The following is a 14,743-nucleotide window of genomic DNA, read 5'->3' as shown; positions in this document are numbered from 1 at the left end:
TCGTCTCGTGTCCGTTCCGACCTGCCGCACTCGGTGGTGCCGAGTACCGGCGTGGCAAAATCGGGCGGGTGACCGACGACAGCAGCACCCAGCCCGTACCGTTCGACCAGACCATCGATCTCGAGCGGTATGAGCTGTCGTCCGAGGTGTCCGACCTGCCCGACGACATCGACTCGCTGCGCCTCGAGATCGACCGGCTCGACGCCGTCATCCTGGCCGCGGTCAAGCGGCGCTCCGCGGTGTCGAAGAAGATCGGCGCAGCACGTATGGCGTCGGGCGGCCCACGACTCGTCTACAGCCGCGAGGTCAAGGTACTCGAGCGATTCAAAGACCTTGGGCAAGAGGGCCATACGCTGGCGATGTTGCTGCTGCGACTCGGCCGCGGACCGCTGGGCCGGTGAACCTAGGGCGTGCCCTAGTCGTGAACACCTGTCGATGAGCATCGCGGCCCCCGCCCCGAACACATAGGGTAGGTAGCCATGAGCAGCGACGTGTCGAGCGGCGGTTTCACAGGCAGCGGAGAGTTCACCGGAAGCGACCATGGTGACATCACCGCCACCCAGTCGTGGCAGGCGCTCGCGGCTCATCAGCCGCACGTGTACGCGATGCATTTGCGAGAGGTGTTCGCCGTCGACCCCGATCGGGGCCGTGAGCTGACGGTCGACGTCGGAGATCTGCACATCGACTACTCCAAGCACCGTGTGCTCCGGGAGACGCTGGAACTGCTGTTCAGCCTCGCACGCGAGGTCGGGCTCGAGGACCGCCGCGACGACATGTTCGCCGGCGCCCACATCAACACTTCTGAGGACCGCGCCGTCCTGCACACCGCGTTGCGACTGCCGGCCGACGCGTCGCTCACGGTCGACGGTCAGGATGTGGTCGCCGACGTCCACGAGGTCCTCGACGCGATGGGCGTCTTCACCGACAAGCTGCGCAGCGGCGAGTGGAAGGGCCACACCGGCAAGGCGATCACCGACGTGGTCAACATCGGTATCGGCGGTTCCGACCTGGGCCCGGTGATGGTGTACCAGGCGCTGCGCCACTACGCCGACGCCGGCATTCGCTGCCATTTCGTGTCGAACGTCGACCCCGCCGACCTCGTCGGCACCCTCGCCGACCTCGACGCCGAGACCACGCTGTTCATCATCGCCTCCAAGACCTTCACCACGCTGGAGACCCTGACCAACGCCTCGGCGGCCCGCAGCTGGCTATTGGAAGAGCTGGGCGCCGGAGCCGACGCGGTCGCGAAACACTTTGTCGCAGTGAGCACCAACGCGACCGAGGTGTCGAAGTTCGGCATCGACACCGCCAACATGTTCGGCTTCTGGGACTGGGTCGGCGGACGCTACTCGGTCGACTCGGCGATCGGGCTGTCGGTGATGGCGGCCATCGGCAAGGACCGCTTCGCCGAGTTCCTCGACGGATTCCACGTCGTCGACGAGCATTTCCGGACGCAGCCCCTCGAACAGAACGCGCCGGTGATCCTGGGCCTGATCGGACTCTGGTATTCGAACTTCTGGGACTCGCAGACACGCGCGGTGCTCCCCTACTCCAACGACATGGCCCGATTCGCCGCGTATCTGCAACAGCTCACGATGGAGTCGAACGGCAAGTCGGTGACCGCCCAAGGGCATCACGTCACCACCGACACCGGCGAGGTGTTCTGGGGCGAACCCGGCACCAACGGCCAGCACGCCTTCTACCAACTGCTGCACCAGGGCACGCGGATGATCCCGTCGGACTTCATCGGCTTCGCCGAACCCACCGACGACCTGCCGGTGACCCCCGACGGCGCGGGCTCGATGCACGACCTGCTGATGAGCAACTATTTCGCCCAGACCAAGGTGCTCGCCTTCGGCAAGACCGCCGATGAGATCGCCGCCGAAGGTGTGGCCCCGAATGTGGTGGCGCACAAGGTGATGCCCGGTAACCGGCCGACCACGTCGATCCTGGCCCCCAAGCTCACCCCCGCGGTGGTCGGCCAGCTGATCGCCCTCTACGAGCACCAGGTGTTCGTCGAGGGCACCGTCTGGGGAATCAACCCGTTCGATCAGTGGGGTGTCGAGTTGGGCAAGACGCAGGCCAAGGAGTTGCTGGGCGTCATCACCACCGACGCCGCGCCCCCCGCCGCGGACGACTCGTCGACCGACGAACTGGTCCGGTGGTACCGACAGCATCGCGGCCGGGAGGCGTGATCGCAGGGCGCACGGTAACGGCACGTCCATCGTCGCCGATATGATCTATGTCACATCCCGGCGTCGAGATCGCGGCCCGGACGCCACCGCAGACACCGGGAGTCCGCCATGCGTAGCCGCCACCTTCTCCGCCGAATCCGACGCCCACTCGCCATCGCCGTCGGAATCATCACCGCCACAACGGGAATGGGCCTCGCCGCGACCACGGCGAACGCCGAACCACAGAACCGCACCGCGTCGTCGGCGCCTCTCTACACACTGGCCGACGGACTCTGTGCCGGCACCATCAGGATGCTCGCCGCACCCGGGCCGTACCGCCCGGGACAGGTATACGTGCAGGTAACGGGCGGTTTCCTCGGCATCTCCGGCACCAGTGCGCCGTGCCGGGTGGATGTCCGGGTCGACTGGCGCAACCTCACCCGCGGCACTCGCGGCACCCTCCGCGGCTGGGTCGCCGGCACCGGCATTCCGTCAGTCACCACTCACGGCATCGGCACCACCGTCACCACCGGGTCCGGCAGGGTGGAACTGCGCCTGCAGCCCGACCTCCCGCACCTGGCGATCGCACCCATCCAGGTGACCGCAGATTGATCGCGTCAGACTGATCGCCTCAGCCGTCGCGCCAGCGCTCGTCGTCGAACACCTCGTCGGGAATCTCGTCGCCGGGTTGGACACCAAGCTGCTCCAGCCGCCCCATCAGCGCGGCTGCGACCGCGATGAACGTCACGAGATCCTCTGTCTCGGTGGACCTTTCGGCCGGATCACCACCGAGGAACTCGTACAGCGTCGGCGGCACGCACGCACCCATGTCGATGGTGTGAGTGCCGGTGGCGTCACGCCATGCATCGAAGCTCGCGACGTCGACGGCCTCGGCGATCTCCCCGGAACGGACCGCGGCCAGCACCTCCTCGACCGTCGCGAGTTCTCCCGAATCGCCGCTCGACGCATCGAATCCGAGCACCGAGTCGTCGGAGATCTCCTCGTCGTCGGCGACGGTGAAGTACACGATGCCGCGCCAATCCGCGCCCAACGCCTCCACATCGTCACGCCCGAACACGTCCGTCAGCAGTTCACTGACCTGTTCACGCTTGCGCTGGCCGAACAACTGGAACGCGCCCGACGCCACGACTTGCCCCTGCTTGGTCGTCACCTCGGTAACCTTACGCAGCGTGAGGATTGATCGGATGGTGCGGCGCGTCGGGATCGCGGCAAGCGTGGCGATGCTGTTGGCGGTCGGGGCCTGCTCATCGACAACCTCCGACACCCCAGCCGGCGACAAACCTACGTCGGTGCCCATCTCGGCATCGGTGACCGTGTCCCGCGGCGTACCCGCGCGCACGGCGCCCGGCACCGGCCTCGATTTCGGTGCCACGGCCACGCTTCCGGCCGACGCCTTCGCCACGTCGGGCGCCCTCGCACTGTTCACGGTCACCGGGATAACACCCGCCGAGGGTGTGCCCGAAACCGCCACAAACGGCGGCGTCCCCTACTTCATCTACGTGACGGTGACCTCGCTGGCGAATCGGCCGTCAGCCGCACCGGGCGTGGTCGGGATCGCCGGGAGCCCCGACGGCCGGGCGGCAGCGCTCACCGTCCCACCACCCACGGGTCTGCCGTCGTGCACTGCGACCGCGAAGCCGGAACGAATGCGGCGCGGCGAGTCGTATGCGACGTGCCTGCTCGCCCTCGCCGACCCGGGGCAGAAACTGCAGCAGGTCATCTACTGGGCCGACACCTCCGGCGCAGACGCCTTCGACTACAAGACCTCGCCGGTGGTGTGGCGCAACCCCGCCGCCGTGGCGCCGAGCGGTTCACCCGCGCCGACGAGCTGAGCTGCCCACCGCTGGTCGATCTCGACACGGTGCCTCGCTCCGCTCGGTACCGGCTCGATCCGGCGGAGCCGACTCCGAGCCGCCAGGCCGCTGGGTTGAGGAGCACCGTGCGAGCGATAGCGAGTCCGATGCGTCTCGAAACCAGGCGTGGTGTCGAGACCACCGCACGGTTGACGATCCGGTCTCGACGGGGTCAGAGTTGATCCATGGAGTTCACGTCTCCAGCCGAGAGTTACGACAGTTTCATGGGGCGCTACACCCGCACACTTGCGCCCGCACTCGTCGACGCGGCCGGCGTGCGGGCGGGTTTGTGTGTACTGGACGTCGGTTGCGGGCCAGGCGGTCTCACGTCCACCGTGGCCGAGCGTGTCGGCGATCCGCGCCAGGTTGCCGCGATCGACCCGGCACCTCAATTCGCCGAGGCGTGCCGTGCCAGGAATCCGGGCGCCGACGTGCGGGTGGGTGTGGCCGAAGCGCTGCCGTGGGAGGACGACAGCTTCGACGCGGCACTCTCCTGCCTCGTCGTCGGATTCATGACCGACCCGGACGCGGGACTGGCCGAGATGGCCCGAGTCACCCGGCCGGGAGGACCAGTCGCCGCCTGTATGTGGGACCTCACCGAGGGCGGCATGATCATGCTCGAGACGTTCTGGGCAGCCGCCCGCGACCTCGACCCCGACGTCGTCGGTGAGCGTCTGCGTGCGGGAGTGCGCCGAGGCGACATCGCGCATCGGCTCGCCACGATCGGGCTCGACTACGTCGTCGACGGTGAACTGCACGCGAGCGTCGAGTACACCGACTTCGACGACTTCTGGATGCCGTTCACCTACGCGGTCGGGCCGGCCGGTTCCCATCTGGCCGGACTGGACGACGACAGCCGCGGGCAGATCCGCGAGGCCTGCCGTTCGAGGCTGCCCGACGGACCGTTCACGCTCGAAGCCCGTGCCTGGTTCGGGTGCGGAACTGTCCCACCCGCTGCGTGAGGTCTCGATCGTGGAGGTGGGAAGAGTGGACTGTCACCGAAGCGAGGCCGACACTGGCGACAGCCGGTGCTGAGTTGGAGAACGCGAGTGCTGCAGCACTCGCGTTCTCCAACTCGACTCGAGTCCTCGCTGAATGTCGCCGGAATCTCATGCGGCGACCCCGATGCGCCCCAAGAACCCCGGGGAAGAAGCTCCTCCCCTAGATTTTGCGGGCCGGGTGCAACCCTATTTCCGCAGTTCAGAGCGTTGGTCACCTAACTCTTCGAGTCAGCGACCCAGAAATCGTCGGCGGTCGTGCAGGCGGGAAGCGCCCGTCAGACGAGCCGACGCGCAATCGGTCCGGGTAGGTATTTCAGCGCGAACGCGATCGGCGCCCACGGCCACGCCGGTACCGGCGCCCAGCCCTTCTCCGCCTCGATGGCGTTGACCATTGCGTCGACCCCGTCGGCGGTGTCGGCCATCAATGCGGTCTTCACGCCACGGTTGATGTCGGTTTCGATGTAGCCGGGCAGCAGTACCGATACCTCGATCGGCGAGTTGGCGAACTCGGCCTGCAGTCCCTGGCCGAGCGCCGACAGACCCGCCTTCGACGCCGAGTACGCGGCCTGCGCCTTCGGAAGCCCGCGGATGGCGCTCATCGAGCTGATCAGGACCAAGTGACCGGAGTTCTGCTCGCGGAAGATCTCGAGGGCGGCTTCGATCTGGACGAGCGCACCGACCAGGTTGGTCTGGAGCGTCTCGATGTTGGCCTGCGCCTTTCCGGTACCCAGCGGTGCGCCTTTGCCGAGTCCGGCGTTGACGATCACACGGTCGAGTCCGCCGAGTTCGTCACGCAGTTTCCCGAACACCACCGGAACCGCATCGGTGTCGGTGACGTCGAGCTGTGCCACCGCCACCTGTGCGGCCGACGGCCGGAGTTCGTCGGCAAGCGTCTCGAGTCGGTCCAGACGCCGAGCCGCGAGCGCCAGCGACCGGCCCTCCCCGGCGAAGCGGCGCGCCATGCCCTCCCCAAGCCCGGAACTTGCGCCGGTGATCAAGATTCTCTGTCTCGTCCCCATGACCGCCAAGCCTACTGGCCGGTCAGGACCGCAGTGTCAGGCGGTTTGTGCGGTGAGACGTAGCGCGCCGATCAGGTAGTCGGTGGCGGCACGATCACCGACCGTCAGTCGATAGCCGAATCGACCACACGGTTTGCCCAGCACGCCGACCGCACTCAGGAGTCGGCCCAACTGGAGACCGTCATCTCCGGGGAGGAAGACAAAGTTTCCCTGACCCGGCAGCGGGGGCGCGCCGATCGATGCCAGCTTGTCGGACAGGCGCCGACGTTCGACTCGCATGGCACGGACCCGTTGTTCGAGATCGGCCTGGGCGGCCAAAGCAACGGGAACTGCCACTGCAGCAGCCGGATTCACCGCAAACGGGACCTCGCGGGCGCGCAGTGCGGCGGCGAACTCAGCGGCAGCGAACGCGTATCCCACTCGCAGGGCCGCCAGCCCGTGCGCCTTCGAGAAGGTCCGCACGCACACCAGCGATTCGAACCGCCGGGTCAACGCCACCATGTCCGGCGGGTCGTCGCAGAACTCCAGGTAGGCCTCATCGAACAGGACCGTCACGTTCGGCGGCACGCTGCGCAGAAACTCGACGAGGTCGGCCTCGGGGACCACTGCACCGGTCGGATTGTGCGGCGAGCACAGCACGACGACGGCAGTGTCGTGATCGATGGCCGACGAGAGCGCGGCCAGATCCATCCCGCCATGGTCATCGAGTTCCACCGGAACCACACCCATCCCGACCATCCGAGCCAGGATCGGATAGCCGTCAAAGGTCGGGATCGGGGTCACCACAGCGGGTTCGGCCACTCCACGTCGCCGCGCGCGCCACCACGATTCCTGCAGGATGGTGTATGCCAATCCGGTCGCACCCGCTCCGACGGTCACCCGTCCGTGTTCGATCCCGAGGTACCCGGCGATCACCTCACGCAGACGGTCCGGCAGGAATTCCGGATAGCGGTTCACCTCCGCGATCGTGCCGGCCAGCACCCGTGCCACCGCAGGCAGCGGTCCGTAGGGGGATTCGTTGAGGTGCAACCGATATGGACCGCCGCCGACCTCGGCAGGTATCGGGGGTACGACGGCCAGCGTCATCGTCCACCCCACCGGAAGGCCGCGGCTCCCGCGAAATCGCCGGCGTGCGCGAACGCGGCCGTCATCACGACATCGCCGACACCGATCCGCCCGTCGGACACCGCGGCGTCGAGGGTCACCGGAATTCCGACGCCGAACAGGTTTCCGCACTCGTCGAAGGTGTCGGGATGCTTGGACTCCGGAAGTTCCAGTGCCTCACGCCAATTCCGCAAGAAGATGCGGTTCGGCTGATTGGTGATGAGCCAGTCCAGATCTGCGGGGGCGACACCGATCTCGTCGGCCACCTCGATCGCGACCTCGGGAACCATTCGATTTCCGCGAGCCAGCACCTTGGTGATCTTGGCGTCGGTGAAGCCGATGTGAATCTGGCCGGGGCCGGCTTCCCAGTACTTGCGATCGGGTTCGGCCACCGCGGTCATGTCACCCGAGTACTGACCGAAGGAATGGCAGCGCACACCCAGGACCGGACTTCCCCCAGCCACATTCGACGCGACCACCGCCATCGCCGCGCCGTCGCCGGGGATCGGTGCCTGCGCCTTGCCGCGCACCTGCTCCTGGGTGAACACCTGCGACGCGCTGTTCTGCGCAAGCGCGACAATGGCTTTGCCACCACCGCCCGCACGCAGCAGCGCGTCGGCGATCTCGATCATGTGCACGAAGGCCGCACATCCGCCGTTGTGCACGTCGAGCACCGTGCGCGGCCGCAGCCCCAACCGGTGCGCCAGTTCGCCGCCGCAGCCACGCACCGGCACCTCGGGCAATTGACTGTGGGTGAGCACCACATCGACATCGTCGAACCAATCGTCGCCGTGCCGCGCCGTGAGCGTGTGGGCCGCCGCCATCATCATGTCTGCCGAGGTCTCCCCTTCGGCCGCGTGGTGCCGGTAGGCCGGAACCCGGAACATCGCGTTCCCTGCCAGCTGGTCGTCCTCGGCGAACTGCTCGAAATAGGCAGCCGGAATTCGTTTTTCGGGCAGGTAGCCGGCGACGTCGAGGAGAGTGACGGTGGGGTCGGTGATCATCGGCTCATCCAATCCGGAGTCAGCGGCAGGTTGTTGTGGTGGCGGAATTCGGCGATCGCCTTCAGATTGTCGAGTTCTAGTTGATGGCCGGCGGAGAACATGTCCCAGAAGTCGCCCACCCAGACCGGTCGTTTCGGCGGAGCGGTCTCCGGGTAGGGATTCTCGTCGTAGAACGGATGACGGCAGTTGGTCCACAGCACCACCGATCCGGGCTTGTCGAGCACCACCTGCGCGTCGACCACCCGCATCAGATAGACCATCCACAGATGCCTGCCCTGATCCCACGCACAGTGGTAGTCGACGGTCATCGCGTGCGGGTCCGCCACGGTGCGCGTGTAGATCTCGGTGTGTTCACCGAGCCGGTCGTAGGCGAGCCACAGCCCGGGTTCCTCGGTTTCGGTGAAACCTCGCAGGCTGTAGGTCCACTCCTCCAGGGAACGGGTGTCGGCGAGCCACTCGTACAGTTCGCGCGGCGGTGCATCGACATAGCCCTGGACGGTGCAGAAGTCGCCGAAGATCTTGTCGTGCGGATATACCGAGCGCAGCATGTCCACGATGATCGGCGTGGCAACCGGGCGGGGGTGTGTCTCGATACGGGTGAGTCCCGGCAACGATGCCGCGGAGTCACCGATATCCGAAAGTGCGGGCAGCGCAATGGTCATGGTCAACCTCTCGTCAGGAAGGGGGCGAACGGGGGAACTTCGTCGGCATCGATGTCGACGACGATGCAGTTGGGACCCGGGGCAGCCATCAGTTCGCGGCACGCCTCGGCGAGCGATGGGATGTCGGCCGGCGCCCGAACGTCGAGACCCGGGAACAGCGCGGCCAGGCCCGCTCCGAAGTCCGTGTGGCGGAACCGGTTCACACTCGGAGTGGTCGGAAAGAACTGCTGCTCCCGGGTGACACACATGCCGTGCGCGTCGTTGTTGAGCAACACCAGGGTCAGCGGTGCGTCGTATTCGACGGCGGTGTGAATCTCCATGCCGTGCATCAGGAATGCACCGTCGCCGGCGATCACGACCGTACGGCCGGGCTGCCGCGTGTGCGTGCTCGCGATCGCCTGGCCCACGCCGGCCGCGATCGCATACCCCATACCGCCCATACCGAGCGCGACGACGAAGCGTCCGCCCCCGAATGGCAGATGATGCACCGCGGCGGCTCCGGTGTTGCCGGCGTCGGCGAATACAGAGGAATCCGATCCCAGTGCCGCCCCGATGGTTTCGATGACCGCTCGAGTCGGCAGCCCCTTCGGCGACTCCGGCGTGGGGCAGGCCAGATTCTCGATGGTCACGGCGATCGAAGCGGGCGTGGTGTGGCCACGCAAATCCTTTGCCAGCCAACCGATCGTCTCCCGAAGATCCACGCACTCGATGATCTCGGCGGACGGGTTGGCCGAGACGACCGGGCACCGCGGACGATGCCGACCGAGGTGGATCAGCGACCGCGACGCCAGCACGGGGTCGAGGCCCGCCCGGTCGGTCACCGACATCCGGGTCCCGATCGCCAGGATGAGGTCGGCCTCGGCGAGCGCCCGGTGAGCCGACGGATGACCCATCACACCGGTGACGCCCGCACACCGATCCGGGTCGGTAATCGCATCGCGGCCACCCGGCGACACCACGATCGGGGAGCCCAGAGATGCGGCAATCGAATCGATCTCGTCGGCGATCTGCAGGTAGGACGCCTCCTCCCCCGCCCACACGCACACCGTCTGGCCGTCGCGGATCTGCGTTGCCAGCCGCCGGGCCAGCGCACCGATGCGATCGTGCAGCGCAGCGTCGGCCGCCACCGGCACCGGGCCGTCGAGCACCACCGCGGCCGGCGCGGCCTGCACGTCACGCGGGACGAGCAGCGCCGCCGGATAACCGTCGGCGAGCGCGGCACAAGCCCTTCTCAACGCGTCGTCGAGCCTCGACGGGTCGGACACCACGGCGCACGCCCCGACCACGCCCGACATCACGGCCACGAGATCGATGGTGTCCGGCGGTGTGCACATGTCCTGAAAGCCGCCTGCTCCGACAAGCGGGGTTGGCGGTGTCCCGATGATCGCGAGGATCGGCACGCGGCTGTCGTAGGCCTCCGCGAGCGCGGGGACGACGTTCATCGCGCCGCCTCCGGAGGTGGTGACCACCACGCCGTATCCACCGGAACACCGCGCGGACCCGTCGGCCATGGCGCCGGCCGCGAACTCGTGTTTGGCGACCACCGGAGTGACACCGACCGACCGCGTGGCGGCGTCGAAGACATGCTCGATGTTGGCGCCGTGCACGCCGAACACCGTCGAAACTCCCAGTGTACGAACGTAATCGATGAGGCAATCGGCTACGGTGCGCGTCGCCCCCGACGCCGACGCGACCTCCCCGATCTCCGGGTCACTCGCGGTCATGAGCCAACCATGCGACAACGAACCTGAAGGCCCGCTGAAACCGACGGCCTCGGCGACGGTTCCCCTGGACGGGCGGCGGACCTACCCTGGAACGCGGGTGACGACGAGGAGTCGACGATGGAACCATGTCGCGGTAGACGCGCCATCGGGCGAGTCCTGTTCAAGCGCAACCAGGGCGTGCGTCTGCGCTCCACCATCGTCGGAACCCTGCTTGTCGCAATCGCTCTCGCGATCGGTGCAGCCGTGATGCTGTTCATGCTCGGCCGCGCCGACAACCGGGCCATGTACGACACGACGAGCTATCACACCTATGAGATCGCCAACCTCATCGCCGACCACGGCGTGGCCGGTGTACCACCCGACGAGCTGGTCGAGGGCACCGGCGCCGATGTCATTCAAATCGTCGACGCGCAGGGGCGAGTGGTCGCGTCGTCGCCGTCGGCTCCCGACGCACCGCTCACCTCCACCCACCCGGCTCCCGGAGAATCCACCCAGGTCGAGGGCCGCTTGCTCCCGGACAGCGACGACGTGTTCTGCGGGACGGTCGCGACCGTGCGGCACGGCACCGAGGAGTACCGCGTGATCGCCGCAGTGTCTGCCGAACCGTACCGGCAGAGCCTGACCAACACCGCGATCCTGCTCGCTGTGGAGATGCCGTTCCTGGTGCTGATCGCCGGATTCGCGATCTATTACTTCGTCGGGCGGGCACTGCGTCCGGTCGGCCGGATCACCTCCGAGGTCAACTCGATCACCACGTCGGACCTGTCCCGCCGGGTGCCGGTCCCGGCGACCGACGACGAGGTGACCCGACTGGCCACCACCATGAATGCGATGCTCGAGCGCCTCGAACGCAGCCACGACGCCCACCTGCGGTTCGTCGGGGACGCCTCGCATGAGTTGCGCAGCCCGTTGACCACCATCGTCGGGCTGCTCGATCTGGCCGATTGCACCGCCACGCCGGTCGACACCGACACGGTTCGCACGATCCTGCTGCCGGAGGCACGCCGGGTCCAGCACATGGTCGACGACCTGCTCCTGCTCGCCCGCGCCGACGAGAACGGCCTGCCACTGCGGACCACCGATGTGGATCTCGACGATATCGTCGTCGCCGAAGCACGACGTCTGCGCTCCCTCGGCATGGTCGCGGTGGAGACCAGCGTGGTCGCGATCCGGGTGTCCGGCGATCCGGACAAACTGGCGCGCGCCTTGCGCAACCTCACCGACAACGCCGCGCGGTACGCGTCGTCGACCGTCCGCTTGGACATGTCGCTGGACAGCGCGGCCGGACGCGCCCGGATCGCGGTGTCCGACGACGGGCCCGGCATCTCATCGGAATCCCGAAATCTGGTGTTCGACAGGTTCACCCGCGTCGGCGCCGACCGGCGCAACACCGCGGGCTCGGGACTCGGGTTGTCCATCACGCGGGAGATCGTGCGGGCCCACGGCGGCCAGGTCAGTGTCGAAGATCCGCATCCGGACCTGGAACACGGTGCCACCATGGTGATTTCGTTGCCGGTGGCGAGTACCGCCGCGCACGCCGACCACGAGGTACCCGAGGATCAGACGGCACGCAGCCGATAGCCTGCCCCGCGAACGGTTTCGATGGACCGCACACCGAACGGCGCGTCGATCCGTTTGCGCAAGTAGCCGATGTACACCTCGACGATGTTGGCGTCACCATCGAAGTTCTCGTCCCAGACCGCCTGCAGGATCTCGCTTTTGGAGACGACCGTGTCGACGTTGCGGATGAGGAACTCGAGGACCGCGAATTCGCGTGGGGTCACATCGATCTGACGGTCCCCGCGTCGGACGCTGTGCTCGGCAGGGTCGACGACGAGTTCGCCTGCGACGAGCTGCGCCGGCCGTTCCCGCACGCCGCGGCGCAGCAGCGCTCGCAGGTGGGCCTTGAGCACGACCACCGAGAACGGTTTCACCAGATAATCGTCGGCACCGACGTCGAGCGCCTCGGCCTGGTCGTACTCGCCGTCTTTGGCGGTCAGCATGAGCACCGGCGTCCAGATCCCGCGTGCCCTCAGTTCGCGGAGCACCACGTACCCGTTGTGGCCGGGCAGCATGATGTCGAGCACGATCACGTCGAAGCGCCCCTCGGTGGCGCGCCACAGACCGTCGACCCCGTCGTGCGCGGTGGTCACCGCCCATCCGTCGCTGGCCAGGGCTCGTCGCACGGTCTCGGCCACCCCGAGATCGTCGTCGACCACAAGTGCGTGCATGGCTACTTCAACAGTCGCGACATCCGTCGGTCGGCGAGGACCTTGCCGCCGGTCTGACAGGTGGGGCAGTACTGGAACGAGCGGTCGGCGAAGGACACCTCGCGGATGGTGTCACCGCACACCGGGCAGGGCAGTCCGGTGCGGGCATGCACGCGCAGACCGGTCCGCTTCTCCGACTTCAGGCGCGCCACCTCCTGCCCTTCGAGGCGGCTCGTGGCGTCGGTGAGCACCTGTCGGATCGCGTCGTGCAGGGTCGCGACCTGCGCCGGCGACAACGACTTCGCCGACGCGAACGGCGACAACTTGGCGGTGTGCAGGATCTCGTCGGAGTACGCGTTGCCGACACCGGCGATCGTGCGCTGGTCGGTGAGCACGTTCTTGATCCGCCCCGATGTCCCGGCGAGGATCGCGGCGAGGTCGTCGACGGTGAGCGAGAGGACGTCGGGTCCGAGGGTGGCCACCCGGTCGATGTCGGCGAGGTCGCGAACGATCCAGACCGCCAGGCGCTTCTGAGTCCCGGCCTCGGTCACGTCGAAACCCTCGCCACCTGCACTCGGCCCGCTCGCTCCGCTCCCGGCGCCGGAAGGCATCCCCGCGTGGACCCGCAGCGCGATCGGCGACTTGCCGCCGGGCCTCAGCGGTTTGGGTGACAGATCCTCACTCCACCGCAACCAGCCGGCCCGCGAGAGGTGGATGACCAGCAGGATCGTCGGCTCGGGGTCGTTCTCTTGCCCGGGGATGGTGCGGATCACCAGGTACTTCCCCACCCTGCTCACCGATTCGACGATGCGGCCCACGAGTGCGGTGTAGGGCGGGTCGGCGGTCTTGAGTACCGAGAGCGACGCGACATCGACGCGACGTATCGGCAGGCCGGCTGCGCGGCCGTCGACGTAGTCGGCGATCGCGGCCACCTCGGGAAGCTCTGGCATAAGCCCAGTGTGCTCTAGTTGGGGGATGAACTCCCGTCTTTCCGACGCCGACCTGGCCGCGCGGATCGCGGAGGGCGCCGGGCAGATCCTCCTCGGTGTCCGACACGGCGACCTGATGGGTGGTCGGCTGCTCGGCGACGTGGGAGACCGGATGGCGCAGGCGTGGATCGCGACCATCCTGGCCCGACACCGGCCGCACGACGCGGTGCTGTCCGAGGAGGCCGACGACGTCGGCGACCGAGCCACGGCCGACCGGGTATGGATCATCGATCCACTCGACGGCACAAGGGAATTCGCGAGCGGAACGGCCGACTGGGCCGTGCACGTCGCACTCACCGAGGGTGGCGTGGTGACCGCGGCCGCGGTGTCGCTGCCCGCCACCGGCGAGGTGTTTCGCACCGACACCGTCGAGACCACGTCGGGGCCGCTCACCCGTCGGCTCGCCACGTCCCGTTGGGGTGGCTCGTACGAGACCAGTTGGGTCTCGAGCCGTCTGCACCTGCAGATGGTGCCGATCGGATCCGCCGGCGCCAAGGCGATGGCCGTGGTGCGCGGCGACGCCGACGCCTACGTCCACGCCGGCGGTCAGTACGAGTGGGACAACGCCGCACCGGTCGGGGTCGCGCTGGCCGCGGGGCTGCACTGCAGTCGGCTCGACGGGTCGCAGATCGTCTACAACAACCCGCACCCGTACATGCCCGACTTCGTCATCTGCCGGACCGAGATCGCCGACGACATGCTGGTCGCGTTGGGCCAGATCTGGTAGAGGTGCGGTCCCGATTCGTCGGGTGAGTCCCGATGGCTGAGGTGCGAGCCTCGACGCCCCTCCCGATGGCTGAGGTGCGAGGAGCCCTGGCGACGAGCCTCGAAGCCCGCGGTGAGACAAGCACTTTCCGCACCCCGTGGTCGTCGATGATCTGGCCGATGACTGAGATCGGGCCTGTGAGGGTAGTCCTCCGGGATGTCCCGGAGCTCGGTGCTGAGGGGCCCGATCTCGGTCATGGCGTCAAGGGCCCTGGCT

Annotated in this window: 15 protein-coding genes; 7 read left to right on the top strand and 8 right to left on the bottom strand. The window is 67.6% G+C overall.

Features of this window, described 5'->3' with window-relative positions:
* Positions 1 to 68: 68 nt before the first annotated feature.
* The 3 genes from ABZW74_RS07605 to ABZW74_RS07595 all read left to right on the top strand — a co-directional run bounded on the left by ABZW74_RS07605 (position 69) and on the right by ABZW74_RS07595 (position 2,786).
* Entirely contained in the window at positions 69 to 401 is a 333-nt protein-coding gene (locus tag ABZW74_RS07605; RefSeq protein WP_240856332.1) for a chorismate mutase, read from the top strand.
* A 78-nt stretch (positions 402 to 479) separates the two neighbouring features.
* Positions 480 to 2,195, top strand: coding sequence for a glucose-6-phosphate isomerase (pgi, locus tag ABZW74_RS07600; protein WP_240856331.1), 1,716 nt, complete (start codon positions 480 to 482; stop codon positions 2,193 to 2,195).
* A gap of 108 nt (positions 2,196 to 2,303) precedes the next feature.
* The gene (locus ABZW74_RS07595) at positions 2,304 to 2,786 is read left to right on the top strand and encodes a hypothetical protein (protein WP_355275346.1); all 483 of its coding nucleotides are present in this window, start codon (positions 2,304 to 2,306) and stop codon (positions 2,784 to 2,786) included.
* A gap of 19 nt (positions 2,787 to 2,805) precedes the next feature.
* Here the strand turns inward: ABZW74_RS07595 and ABZW74_RS07590 are convergent, their stop codons facing one another.
* On the bottom strand, positions 2,806 to 3,345 hold the full coding sequence (locus ABZW74_RS07590) for a hypothetical protein (protein WP_355275391.1): 540 nt from the start codon (positions 3,343 to 3,345) through the stop codon (positions 2,806 to 2,808).
* Positions 3,346 to 3,484: 139 nt separating this feature from the next.
* Here ABZW74_RS07590 and ABZW74_RS07585 point away from each other — a divergent pair, with 139 nt between their 5' ends.
* A complete protein-coding gene (locus ABZW74_RS07585) occupies positions 3,485 to 4,027 on the top strand; it encodes a hypothetical protein (RefSeq protein ID WP_355275344.1) in 543 nt (180 codons plus the stop codon).
* Positions 4,028 to 4,233: 206 nt separating this feature from the next.
* On the top strand, positions 4,234 to 5,010 hold the full coding sequence (locus tag ABZW74_RS07580; RefSeq protein WP_355275342.1) for a class I SAM-dependent methyltransferase: 777 nt from the start codon (positions 4,234 to 4,236) through the stop codon (positions 5,008 to 5,010).
* A 314-nt stretch (positions 5,011 to 5,324) separates the two neighbouring features.
* Here the strand turns inward: ABZW74_RS07580 and ABZW74_RS07575 are convergent, their stop codons facing one another.
* From ABZW74_RS07575 to ABZW74_RS07555, 5 genes are read right to left on the bottom strand one after another with little or no spacing between them, the layout of a single operon-like run.
* The gene (locus ABZW74_RS07575; RefSeq protein ID WP_355275340.1) at positions 5,325 to 6,068 is read right to left on the bottom strand and encodes an SDR family oxidoreductase; all 744 of its coding nucleotides are present in this window, start codon (positions 6,066 to 6,068) and stop codon (positions 5,325 to 5,327) included.
* Positions 6,069 to 6,104: 36 nt separating this feature from the next.
* The gene (locus ABZW74_RS07570) at positions 6,105 to 7,154 is read right to left on the bottom strand and encodes an aminotransferase class I/II-fold pyridoxal phosphate-dependent enzyme (RefSeq protein WP_355275338.1); all 1,050 of its coding nucleotides are present in this window, start codon (positions 7,152 to 7,154) and stop codon (positions 6,105 to 6,107) included.
* Positions 7,151 to 8,176 carry a 3-oxoacyl-[acyl-carrier-protein] synthase III C-terminal domain-containing protein gene (locus tag ABZW74_RS07565; RefSeq protein WP_355275336.1) on the bottom strand — a complete coding sequence of 342 codons (1,026 nt, stop codon included), beginning with the start codon at positions 8,174 to 8,176 and terminating at the stop codon, positions 7,151 to 7,153. Before ABZW74_RS07565 ends, ABZW74_RS07570 begins: the two co-directional genes overlap by 4 nt.
* Positions 8,173 to 8,838: an SRPBCC family protein gene (locus tag ABZW74_RS07560; protein WP_240857617.1), complete on the bottom strand. Its 666-nt coding sequence runs from the start codon at positions 8,836 to 8,838 to the stop codon at positions 8,173 to 8,175. The genes ABZW74_RS07565 and ABZW74_RS07560 overlap by 4 nt, the downstream gene beginning before the upstream one ends.
* A 2-nt stretch (positions 8,839 to 8,840) precedes the next feature.
* Entirely contained in the window at positions 8,841 to 10,562 is a 1,722-nt protein-coding gene (locus tag ABZW74_RS07555; protein ID WP_355275334.1) for a thiamine pyrophosphate-binding protein, read from the bottom strand.
* 117 nt (positions 10,563 to 10,679) lie between these two features.
* Between ABZW74_RS07555 and ABZW74_RS07550 the strand changes: the two genes are divergently transcribed.
* Positions 10,680 to 12,143, top strand: a complete 1,464-nt coding sequence (locus tag ABZW74_RS07550) for an ATP-binding protein (protein WP_240857619.1) — start codon at positions 10,680 to 10,682, stop codon at positions 12,141 to 12,143.
* On the opposite strand, the gene ABZW74_RS07545 is transcribed toward ABZW74_RS07550, so the two are convergent.
* Positions 12,122 to 12,793 carry a response regulator transcription factor gene (locus ABZW74_RS07545; protein WP_240857620.1) on the bottom strand — a complete coding sequence of 224 codons (672 nt, stop codon included), beginning with the start codon at positions 12,791 to 12,793 and terminating at the stop codon, positions 12,122 to 12,124. The two genes, ABZW74_RS07550 and ABZW74_RS07545, sit on opposite strands and share 22 nt — an antisense overlap.
* A 2-nt stretch (positions 12,794 to 12,795) precedes the next feature.
* A complete protein-coding gene (locus ABZW74_RS07540; RefSeq protein WP_240857621.1) occupies positions 12,796 to 13,722 on the bottom strand; it encodes a DNA-formamidopyrimidine glycosylase family protein in 927 nt (308 codons plus the stop codon).
* Positions 13,723 to 13,747: 25 nt separating this feature from the next.
* On the opposite strand from ABZW74_RS07540, the gene ABZW74_RS07535 reads away from it, so the two are divergent.
* On the top strand, positions 13,748 to 14,488 hold the full coding sequence (locus ABZW74_RS07535; RefSeq protein WP_240857622.1) for a 3'(2'),5'-bisphosphate nucleotidase CysQ: 741 nt from the start codon (positions 13,748 to 13,750) through the stop codon (positions 14,486 to 14,488).
* Positions 14,489 to 14,743 lie beyond the last annotated feature (255 nt).

The organism is Gordonia sp. NPDC003585, assembly GCF_040610755.1.
Classification (GTDB): Bacteria; Actinomycetota; Actinomycetes; order Mycobacteriales; family Mycobacteriaceae; genus Gordonia.
This window is presented reverse-complemented; position numbering and strand designations above follow the sequence as displayed.

What these genes read in the sequence shown, in the direction of transcription:
- ABZW74_RS07555 (WP_355275334.1), bottom strand. Translation starts at nt 10,562, where the DNA reads ATGACCGCGAGTGACCCGGAGATCGGGGAGGTCGCGTCGGCGTCGGGG.
- ABZW74_RS07580 (WP_355275342.1), top strand. Translation starts at nt 4,234, where the DNA reads ATGGAGTTCACGTCTCCAGCCGAGAGTTACGACAGTTTCATGGGGCGC.
- pgi (WP_240856331.1), top strand. Translation starts at nt 480, where the DNA reads ATGAGCAGCGACGTGTCGAGCGGCGGTTTCACAGGCAGCGGAGAGTTC.
- ABZW74_RS07535 (WP_240857622.1), top strand. Translation starts at nt 13,748, where the DNA reads ATGAACTCCCGTCTTTCCGACGCCGACCTGGCCGCGCGGATCGCGGAG.
- ABZW74_RS07540 (WP_240857621.1), bottom strand. Translation starts at nt 13,722, where the DNA reads ATGCCAGAGCTTCCCGAGGTGGCCGCGATCGCCGACTACGTCGACGGC.
- ABZW74_RS07550 (WP_240857619.1), top strand. Translation starts at nt 10,680, where the DNA reads ATGGAACCATGTCGCGGTAGACGCGCCATCGGGCGAGTCCTGTTCAAG.
- ABZW74_RS07575 (WP_355275340.1), bottom strand. Translation starts at nt 6,068, where the DNA reads ATGGGGACGAGACAGAGAATCTTGATCACCGGCGCAAGTTCCGGGCTT.
- ABZW74_RS07570 (WP_355275338.1), bottom strand. Translation starts at nt 7,154, where the DNA reads ATGACGCTGGCCGTCGTACCCCCGATACCTGCCGAGGTCGGCGGCGGT.
- ABZW74_RS07545 (WP_240857620.1), bottom strand. Translation starts at nt 12,793, where the DNA reads ATGCACGCACTTGTGGTCGACGACGATCTCGGGGTGGCCGAGACCGTG.
- ABZW74_RS07560 (WP_240857617.1), bottom strand. Translation starts at nt 8,838, where the DNA reads ATGACCATTGCGCTGCCCGCACTTTCGGATATCGGTGACTCCGCGGCA.
- ABZW74_RS07565 (WP_355275336.1), bottom strand. Translation starts at nt 8,176, where the DNA reads ATGATCACCGACCCCACCGTCACTCTCCTCGACGTCGCCGGCTACCTG.
- ABZW74_RS07595 (WP_355275346.1), top strand. Translation starts at nt 2,304, where the DNA reads ATGCGTAGCCGCCACCTTCTCCGCCGAATCCGACGCCCACTCGCCATC.